Raw genomic sequence first — 304 nt, 5'->3', positions numbered from 1 at the left:
ATGGTAAACATCACGTCAAACAGCGGATTGCGTGACAGATCACGGCGTACTTCTACTTCCTCTACCAATTCTTCAAATGGGTATTCTTGATTCTCATACGCATTCAATGCCAGCTCTTTGATCTCGCTTAAAAATTCTAAGAATGTTTTTTCAGCCCTTGGATACCCTCTCATTGCCAGCGTATTGACAAACATGCCTGCGATCGTCTCGGTATCCGGATGCACCCTGCCTGAGATGGGTGTTCCTACCACGATATCTTGTTGCCTGCTGTATTTATGCAGTTCTATCATAAATACAGCCAGTA

Annotated in this window: 1 protein-coding gene; it reads right to left on the bottom strand. The window is 44.1% G+C overall.

The window, feature by feature from the left end; translation table 11 throughout:
* Positions 1 to 304: condensation domain-containing protein (locus G9F75_RS19785; protein WP_167409342.1), on the bottom strand; the 304-nt coding region annotated here is incomplete at both ends.

It is taken from the genome of Bacillus sp. EKM208B (assembly GCF_011800725.1).
GTDB classification, from domain to species: Bacteria; Bacillota; Bacilli; order Bacillales; family Bacillaceae; genus Bacillus; species Bacillus velezensis.
Note: the sequence above shows the minus strand (reverse complement) of the source record. Positions and strands in the feature narration are given on the sequence as shown.